Origin of the sequence: Phenylobacterium sp., from assembly GCF_035569475.1 — a bacterium.
Classification (GTDB): domain Bacteria; phylum Pseudomonadota; class Alphaproteobacteria; order Caulobacterales; family Caulobacteraceae; genus Phenylobacterium.
In genome coordinates, this window is sequence record NZ_DATMNA010000054.1 from 1 (window position 1) to 2,058 (window position 2,058).

The following is a 2,058-nucleotide window of genomic DNA, read 5'->3' on the forward strand; positions in this document are numbered from 1 at the left end:
CTACCGCGCCTTCATCAGCTACAGCCACAGCGACAAGGCGGTGGCGACGTGGCTGCACCGGGCCCTGGAGACCTATCGCATTCCCGCCAAGCTGGTCGGCCTCGAAACCGCGGCGGGACCCGTGCCACGCCGCCTGACACCGATCTTCCGCGACCGCGACGAGCTGCCCGCTTCGGGTAACCTCGGCGCGGAACTGACCGCCGCGCTGCAGGGGTCGCAATTCCTGGTGGTGCTGTGCTCCCCCGCGTCGGCGCGCTCGCGGTGGGTCGGCGAGGAGGTCATCACCTTCAAGCGGCTGCACGGCGAGGACAGGGTCCTGGCGCTGATCGTCGACGGGAAGCCGGGCGCGTCCGCCAAACCCGGCGAGGCGGCGCTGGAATGCTTCCCGCCCGGGGTGCGGTTCCGGCTGGGGGCGGACGGCCAGATCTCCCAGGAACTCGCCCATCCCATCGCGGCCGACCTGCGCCGCGACAAGGACGGGCGGCAGCTCGCCAAGCTGAAGCTCGTCGCCGGCCTCAGTGGCGTTCGCCTGGACGACCTGGTGCAGCGCGAGGCCCAGAGGCGGGCGCGCAATCTGGCGGTAGTCGCGGGCGCCTCTCTGGCCGGCATGGTGTTGACCGGCGGGCTCGCGGTCTACGCTAACCAGAGACGGATCGAGGCGGACGAACAGAGACGGATCGCCGAAAAGGAAACCGCCACCGCGAGAGCAACCTCGGACTATCTGATCGGGACCTACAAGCTGATCAATCCCGCGACCGAGAACCCGCGCTCGATCAGCGCCCTGATGCTGCTCTCCCGCGGCGCAGATCGCGCGCGCAGCGAGCTGGCCGACCAGCCCGTGGTTCACGCCCGGATCCTGCAGGCGCTCGGCCAGGCCTACAACAGCCTGGGCCTGTCGCAGGAACTGGTGGACATGGTGGGCCTGTCGATGCCGGCCATTCGCCGGGCCGGTCCGGACGGCGCGGGAGCGCTCACCCAGCTGGCTGGGGCTTACAGCAAACTCGGTAAGCTCGACGAAGCGCTGGGCTCCATCCGCCTGGCGGAGCGGGCGCTGGGTCTCCCCGGCGCCTCCGATCCGGTGTTGGCGGCGGACGTGGCCGCCATGAAGGGCTCTATCCTATACAGCGAGGGCGACCTTCCGCGGGGGCTCGCCAGCATCGACATGGCCTTGAAGCTCTATCGCGGCGCCCCCCAAAGCCCGCCGGCCAAGCTGGCCTGGGCGCTCCGCGAACGCGGCTTGATCCTGTCGGACGAGGGCAGGTTCACCGGCGCCGACGCGGCGCTCGAGGAGTCGATGGATGTCTACCGCGGCGCGTTCGGCGATCGGCACCTGGCCACCGCGGCCGCCTGGTACGCCATGGCGGTCAACGACCTGGCGGCGGGCCGCCTCGAGCTCGCACTGCAGAGGATCGAGAACGCCCTGGCGATCCAGCGCGTCGTCCTCGACGCCGACAACCCCCTCCTGGCCGATTCCTATTCGATAGAGGGCCAGGTTCTCCAGGGGCAGAACAAGCTTGCGGCCGCCGCCGCCTCGCTGACCAAGGCGGTGTCGATCTATCGCAAGGCCTTCCGCCACCCCCACTTCCAGATAGGCATCGCGCTCGTCTACCTGGCCCAGGTGGAGTCCGATCGTGGGCATACGGACGTCGCCCTGGCCGACCTCGCCGAGGCCAAGCACAACTACGACGTGAGCTACGGCAAGGTGAGCGCCAACCACGGGGACTTGCTGGTCTACCGCGCCAAGGTGCTGGCCAAGGCGGGACGTCGGCCGGAGGCGCTGGCCGACTGCGCGTCGGGGATGAAGATCCTGGGCCAGACGCTGGGCGCGGACGCCAGCTACACCAAGACCGACGGGGCGATCTGCGCCAAGCTGTAGGGCACGAAGCGCCGGCGTCCCGCCGGCTCTTTCTGGCCCCGGCGGCGGGGACGGGAAGGAAGGGCCGGCGGGACGCCGGCGGTCCGATCAGCCCCTCAGCTTCGCCCCCGTCGCCTTGGACGCGGCGGCGATGATCCTGGCGGAGAGGGCGTCGATCTCGGCGTCGGTGAGGGTCTTGTCCT

1 protein-coding gene is annotated in these 2,058 nt (G+C 70.2%); it reads left to right on the forward strand.

Annotated elements, in window-relative coordinates; translation table 11 throughout:
- A partial coding sequence (locus VNW53_RS08765) for a toll/interleukin-1 receptor domain-containing protein (RefSeq protein WP_325555073.1) occupies positions 1–1,876 on the forward strand: 1,876 nt, incomplete at its 5' end.
- Positions 1,877–2,058 lie beyond the last annotated feature (182 nt).